Origin of the sequence: Bradyrhizobium sp. PRIMUS42, assembly GCF_023006515.1 — a bacterium.
Classification (GTDB): domain Bacteria; phylum Pseudomonadota; class Alphaproteobacteria; order Rhizobiales; family Xanthobacteraceae; genus Bradyrhizobium.
Genome location: NZ_JALBGZ010000435.1, coordinates 1 through 5,552, shown reverse-complemented (window position 1 = coordinate 5,552; position 5,552 = coordinate 1). Strand labels below are relative to the sequence as shown.

Annotated in this window: 6 protein-coding genes and 1 pseudogene; all 7 read right to left on the bottom strand. The window is 63.7% G+C overall.

Going from position 1 to position 5,552, the window contains the following annotated elements; all coding sequences use genetic code 11:
- Positions 1 to 546: pseudogene (locus MOV75_RS25865) on the bottom strand (flagellar M-ring protein FliF); the annotation flags it as partial.
- A 303-nt stretch (positions 547 to 849) separates the two neighbouring features.
- Positions 850 to 1,761: a flagellin gene (locus MOV75_RS25860; protein WP_246928809.1), complete on the bottom strand. Its 912-nt coding sequence runs from the start codon at positions 1,759 to 1,761 to the stop codon at positions 850 to 852.
- Positions 1,762 to 2,028: 267 nt separating this feature from the next.
- The gene (locus MOV75_RS25855; RefSeq protein WP_246928807.1) at positions 2,029 to 2,934 is read right to left on the bottom strand and encodes a flagellin; all 906 of its coding nucleotides are present in this window, start codon (positions 2,932 to 2,934) and stop codon (positions 2,029 to 2,031) included.
- A gap of 240 nt (positions 2,935 to 3,174) precedes the next feature.
- Positions 3,175 to 3,915: a flagellar type III secretion system pore protein FliP gene (fliP, locus tag MOV75_RS25850; RefSeq protein WP_194404177.1), complete on the bottom strand. Its 741-nt coding sequence runs from the start codon at positions 3,913 to 3,915 to the stop codon at positions 3,175 to 3,177.
- The gene (locus MOV75_RS25845) at positions 3,912 to 4,355 is read right to left on the bottom strand and encodes a flagellar basal body-associated FliL family protein (RefSeq protein ID WP_246928805.1); all 444 of its coding nucleotides are present in this window, start codon (positions 4,353 to 4,355) and stop codon (positions 3,912 to 3,914) included. Before MOV75_RS25845 ends, fliP begins: the two co-directional genes overlap by 4 nt.
- A 39-nt stretch (positions 4,356 to 4,394) precedes the next feature.
- Complete coding sequence (gene flgH / locus MOV75_RS25840) at positions 4,395 to 5,096, bottom strand: flagellar basal body L-ring protein FlgH (protein WP_246928803.1); 702 nt, start codon at positions 5,094 to 5,096, stop codon at positions 4,395 to 4,397.
- Positions 5,097 to 5,552 (bottom strand): MotE family protein (locus MOV75_RS25835; protein ID WP_247006826.1); only part of this gene is annotated, 456 nt, incomplete at its 5' end. It abuts the gene before it with no gap.

Sequence of the window (5,552 nt, the reverse complement as noted above, 5' to 3'; positions counted from 1 at the left end):
GATCGCGCCGTCGGTGCGCAGCACGACCGAGGCCGAAGGCGGCTGCTGCGTCGCCCGGAACGAGCCGCGCACCGGCATCACGATATGCACCCGCGCCGCCTTGACGCCCTTCATCAATTGGACCGTGCGCGCGATCTCGCCTTCCAGCGCTCGGAGCTTGGTCACCTCCTGCATGAAGGAGGTCAGGCCGAGCGAGCCGATCTTGTCGAACAGCTCGTAGCCGGAATTGGCGCTGGTCGGCAGCCCTTTCTCGGCGAGCAGCATCCGCGCCTGCATGGTTTGGCTCGGGCGAACCGAGAGCGCGTCTCCGGCCGTATTGACGTCGAAGGTGATGTTCTGCTCGCGCAGCGCCGCGCCCATGCGCGTCACGTCTTCGCGGGTGAGGCCGGTATAGAGCGTCTCGAATTCGGGGCGGCTCAAATAGTACGCGCCGCCGACGACGGTGACGAGAACGGCAAAGCCGATCAATCCCAAGGCCATCAGGCGTCGCGGCCCAAGCTCCAGCAGATTGTTGAGCAGTTGCTGTACCTGCGCACGACTGAGCATATGACCTCGTACCAATGCGAACGGTGAGGACACTCCGCTGCCAACCTTGTCTGAAGGTTGCGCGAGGACACGATTGTGTCAGTTCGCAGGCACGGCGTTGCAATTTTGCAAGAAGCGGGGGCGACGCGATCGGCTTGCCGTCAACGCGCGGACGATCGGGCGCGGAACAGCGCGGTTGCGGCGTGTCGTATGAAGCCTGGCGTCGGGATTGCGATTGCGGGCACGCCTCGTGCCGTCACGTCCGCCGGTCACGGCGGGGACCGTGCTCCCCTGAGGGAGCACGGTCGTTTTCGAAGCCGTCGCTTAGCCGCGGAACAGCGACAGGATGCTCTGGCTGTTCTGGTTGGCGATCGAGAGCGCCTGAACGCCGAGCTGCTGCTGGGTCTGCAGCGCCTGGAGCCGGGTCGATTCCGCGTTCATGTCGGCGTCGACGAGCTGGCCGATACCGCGATCCACCGAGTCCATCAGCGACTTCACGAATTCCGTGTTGTTCGAGATACGGTTCTTGATGGCGCCGAGGTTGGCGGCGGACTGGCTGACCGTGTTGATCGCGCCGGTGACCTGCGCGATGTAGGCGTCGATCGTGGTCTGGTCGGCCGCCGAGTCAGTCAGCGCACCGATGTTGATGGTGTCGACCGACGCGCTGCCGCTCACCGTGTCCAGGATGCCGGCCGTAGCCGAGGTGTAGAGCGAGTAGTTGGCAACCGTCACCGTGATGGTGTTGATCGTGGGCGTGCCGCCGACGCGCGAGAACGACGACACCAGGTTGACGGTCGCCGGGGTGGAGGCGTTGGTGCTCAGCCAGTTCACGCCGTTGAACGTCGCCGCGTTGGCCACGTTCTTCATGTCCTGCTGGATCTGGGTGATTTCAGCCTGGATCTTGGTGCGGTCGATGCCGGCGGTCTTGGCTTCGACCAGCAGCGCCTGGAGCTTGGTCAGGCCGGAGTTCTGGTCGCCGATGACCTTGTTCAGGGCGGTGTATTCGGTGTCGACGGTCGCGGCCGACAGACCGAGCGAGTCGGAGACGGCGGAGAGCGCGGCGTTGTCGGCGCGCATCGAGGTCGCGATCGACCAATAGGCCGAGTTGTCCGAAGCGGTCGAGACGCGCTGGCCGGTCGAGATGCGGTTTTCGGTCGTCTGCAGGCTGGCGCTGACATTCCGGAGGGTCTGGAGCGCAGTCATTGCAGCGGAGTTGGTAAGCAGGCTGGAAGCCATCTTCGATGTCCCTTTGAAAGCAGATTGGATTTGGGGACATACCGGACTTGCACCGGTACGACAGGGCGGCATCATGCCTTTGGGCTGCGGAAATGCGCGTGAACCCAATCCGTCGTAACGGCCAGACTAGCCGGCGAAGCTTGTGCGAGGCTTGTGGCGCCGTGATCCCTTTGCAACAGGGCAGCCGGAATCATGGCGGCGGCATCGCGCCAAACGAAAGGGCCGCGCTTCTGACGAAGCGCGGCCCTCCCTAGGATCGTCCTGGACTTAGCGGAACAGCGACAGGATGCTCTGGCTGTTGTTGTTGGCGATCGAGAGCGCCTGAACGCCGAGCTGCTGCTGGACCTGGAGAGCCGCCAGACGGGTGGACTCCTGGTTCATGTCGGCGTCGACGAGCTGGCCGATACCGCGATCCACCGAGTCCATCAGCGACTTCACGAACTCCGAGTTGTTCGAGATACGGTTCTTGATGGCGCCGAGGTTGGCGGCGCCCGAAGACACCGTGCCGATCGCTGCGGTGACCTTCGCGATGTAACCATCGAGAATGGTCTGGTCAGCGGCCGAGTCGGTCAATGCACCGATGTTGAGGCTGTCGACCGACGCGCTGCCGCTCACCGTGTCGAGGATGCCGGTCGTGGTCGAGGTGTAGAGCGAGTAGTTGGCGACGGTCACGGTGATCGAGCTGGTCGTCGGCGTGGAGCCGACGCGCGAGAACGACGACACCAGATTGACGGTCGTCGGCGTGGAGGCGTTGGTGCTCAGCCAGTTGACGCCGTTGAAGGTCGCCGCGCTGGCGACGTTCTTCATGTCCTGCTGGATCTGGGTGATTTCCGACTGGATCTTGCTGCGATCGATACCGGCGGTCTTGGCTTCCACCAGCAGCGACTGGAGCTTGGTCAGACCGGAGTTGCTGTCGCCGAGCACCTTGTTCAGAGCGGTGTACTCGGTGTCGACGGTCGCGGCCGACAGACCGAGCGAGTCGGAGACGGCGGAGAGCGCGGCATTGTCGGCGCGCATCGAGGTCGCGATCGACCAGTAGGCGGCGTTGTCCGCGGCCGTGGCCACGCGCTGGCCGGTGGAGATCCGGCTCTGCGTGGTGGAGAGTTGCGAGCTGACAGACCGCAGGGTCTGGAGCGCGGTCATGGCGGACGAGTTCGTGAGCAGGCTTGACATTGCGAATGTCCCTTTATGTACGCGTTACATTTTCATCAGGGGACATACCGGGCTTGCACCGGTACGGAGGGGCGGCATCATGCCTTTGGACTGCTGTGGGTGGGGTCCAACCCGCCGTGACGCATTGCTAGCACGCCGAATCTTGCTTCCGGATTAAGATCGACCTGAATTCGTCAGCAAAATCATATGGTTAATGTTACTTTCCGCTAACCATAACCGGCCGACCGACGATCGCCGACGTTACGAGAACGAGCGCACCAATCCGGAGGCGAGCAGGTTCCAGCCGTCGATCAGCACGAAGAACAGCATCTTGAACGGCAGCGCGAGGATCGTCGGCGGCATCATCATCATGCCCATCGACATGGTCAGCGTCGCCACGATCATGTCGATCACCAGGAACGGCAGGATGATGAGGAATCCGATCTCGAACGAACGCCTCAGCTCGGAGATCATGAAGGCCGGGATGATGACGCGCAAATCGACCCGCTTGTCGTCGAACTTCTTGCGAAAGCTCTCCGCGGCGAGCGACTCGAAGGTCTGCAGATCCTTGTCGCGGACATGGGCCAGCATGAACTCGCGGAACGGATCCGTGATCTTCAGATAGGCCTGCTCTTCCGAGATCTCGTTCTTCATCAGCGGCTGGACGCCGGTCTCCCAGGCGCGGTCGAAGGTCGGCGCCATCACGTAGAAGGTCATGAACAGCGCGAGGCTGATCATGACCAGATTGGCCGGCGTGGTCTGCAGGCCGAGACCGGCGCGCAGGAACGACAGCGCCACCGCAAATCGCGTGAAGCTCGTCACCATGATGAGCAGTCCCGGCGCCACCGACAGCACCGTGATCAGGGCCATCAGCTGAATGATCCGGCCGCTGGTCGAGCCGTTTCCGGGCGGAAGCAGCGAGTTGAGGTCCGGAATCTGGGCGAGCGCCACTTCGGGCAGCACGACCATGATCAACGCGAGCAGCAGGACTTTCACTCTCACTGGATCACCAGCGTCTCAATGATCAATTCGCGGACCTTGCCCGACGAGCGGATGTTGGCGCGCTCGGTCAGGTCGTCGCGCAGATGCTGGAGCCCGCGCGATCCCTCGAACTGCGCGACGGAGGCGGACCGCAAGTAAGTGACGATGTCCTCGCTGATGTGCGCGGCCAGGATGCCGGCCTCCTCGTCGTTCATGCTCTCGGTCACCATGGAGGCCTCGATGCGGGCCCAATTGTTGGCGGGCGCGGCGAGATTGGTCACGATCGGAGACAATTTCCTGAGCCGCGCGCTGCCGGCGTAGCTCGACGCAAGCGGCGGCGGAGTCGCGCTCTTCTTCGCATCGGCGGCGCGTTCCGCGGCGGCAAACAGATGCAGTCCGGCCAGCGCGCCCGCACCGATCGCGACAAGGGTCAGCACCACGATGGCCGCAATCAGGCGCATGAAGTCCCCTGCCCTCGCACGGCCTCGCCGGCGCAGATCTCAGAATGGTGCCACGGCATCATAGATCCGATGTCCCCATCCAGGCTGCTGCACGTCGGACAGATTTCCGCGACCGCCATAGGACACGCGCGCCTCGGCGATCTTCTCGTAGGATATCGTGTTGGTGCGCGAGATGTCGCGCGGGCGCACGATGCCGCCGACATTGAGCACGCGCATCTCGGTGTTGACGCGAAATTCCTGCGAGCCGCTGATCATCATATTGCCGTTCGGCAACACGTCGGTGACGATGGCCGCGATGGACAGCTTGATGTCCTCGGTGCGATCGATCTGACCGTTGCCCTTGATCTGGGTGTTGGTGCTGAGATTGGCGTTGGCGGAGCCCTTGTCCTGCCACCCAGCAACGTCCATCAGCCAGTCGAGACCGAACTTGACCTGCGAATCGCGCGAGCGGCCGGTCTTGTTGTCGAGCTTGGCCTTGTCCTGCATCGAGATGATCACCGTCACGACATCGCCGGTGCGCCGCGCGCGGGGATCGCGGTAGAGATCGGTGCCGTCGTCCCAGGTCGAGCGATAACTGACGGGCGTGCGCATGCGCGGCGTCACCGGGATCGGATCGGCATGGGTCCGTAAGCCGGCGCCGACCGGCGACATTTGCGGGCCGGTCAGGACCTCGGACGGGTCATGGAAGCATCCGGCCAGAAGCACAGAGGCCAGCGGGAGGATGAGGATCGGCTTCTTCATCTATTTGGTCTTTCCGTCATCCACGCGGCGCATTCCGCCCAAGAGGTCGGCGAGGTGCGCCGCGCGTGCCGTATCCATCTCGTTGAAGATTGCGCTCGAGCTCCTCGGGCTGAGCTTGGCGAGCACGGCGGCGGCGGTCTCGTCGGCCATGCCGGCAATCTGAGTCGCCGCGGCATCGGGCTTCATCCGCGAATAAATCTCGACGACGCTCGCTTCGGCCTTCTTCAGGAAGTCGTCGCGTAGCGCCATCCACTTTTCATATTCGACGCGCTTGGCCTCGACCTCGGCGATCCGTTCGCGGAGCAGGCTCTCGGCCTTTTCCAACTCCTTGAGCTGCCAGGCCAGCCTCGCATCGACGGCGGGATCGGCGACGTTGCTGCAGAACAGGGCCACTTCGTTGTCCGTGGGCACCGCAGCCTGCGGCGGCGCAGGCTTCGGCGGCGCCGTGACGCTGCC

Excerpts from the sequence above, each read along its gene's own strand:
- MOV75_RS25860 (WP_246928809.1), bottom strand. The coding sequence starts at position 1,761 with ATGGCTTCCAGCCTGCTTACCAACTCCGCTGCAATGACTGCGCTCCAG.
- MOV75_RS25855 (WP_246928807.1), bottom strand. The coding sequence starts at position 2,934 with ATGTCAAGCCTGCTCACGAACTCGTCCGCCATGACCGCGCTCCAGACC.
- MOV75_RS25845 (WP_246928805.1), bottom strand. The coding sequence starts at position 4,355 with ATGCGCCTGATTGCGGCCATCGTGGTGCTGACCCTTGTCGCGATCGGT.
- flgH (WP_246928803.1), bottom strand. The coding sequence starts at position 5,096 with ATGAAGAAGCCGATCCTCATCCTCCCGCTGGCCTCTGTGCTTCTGGCC.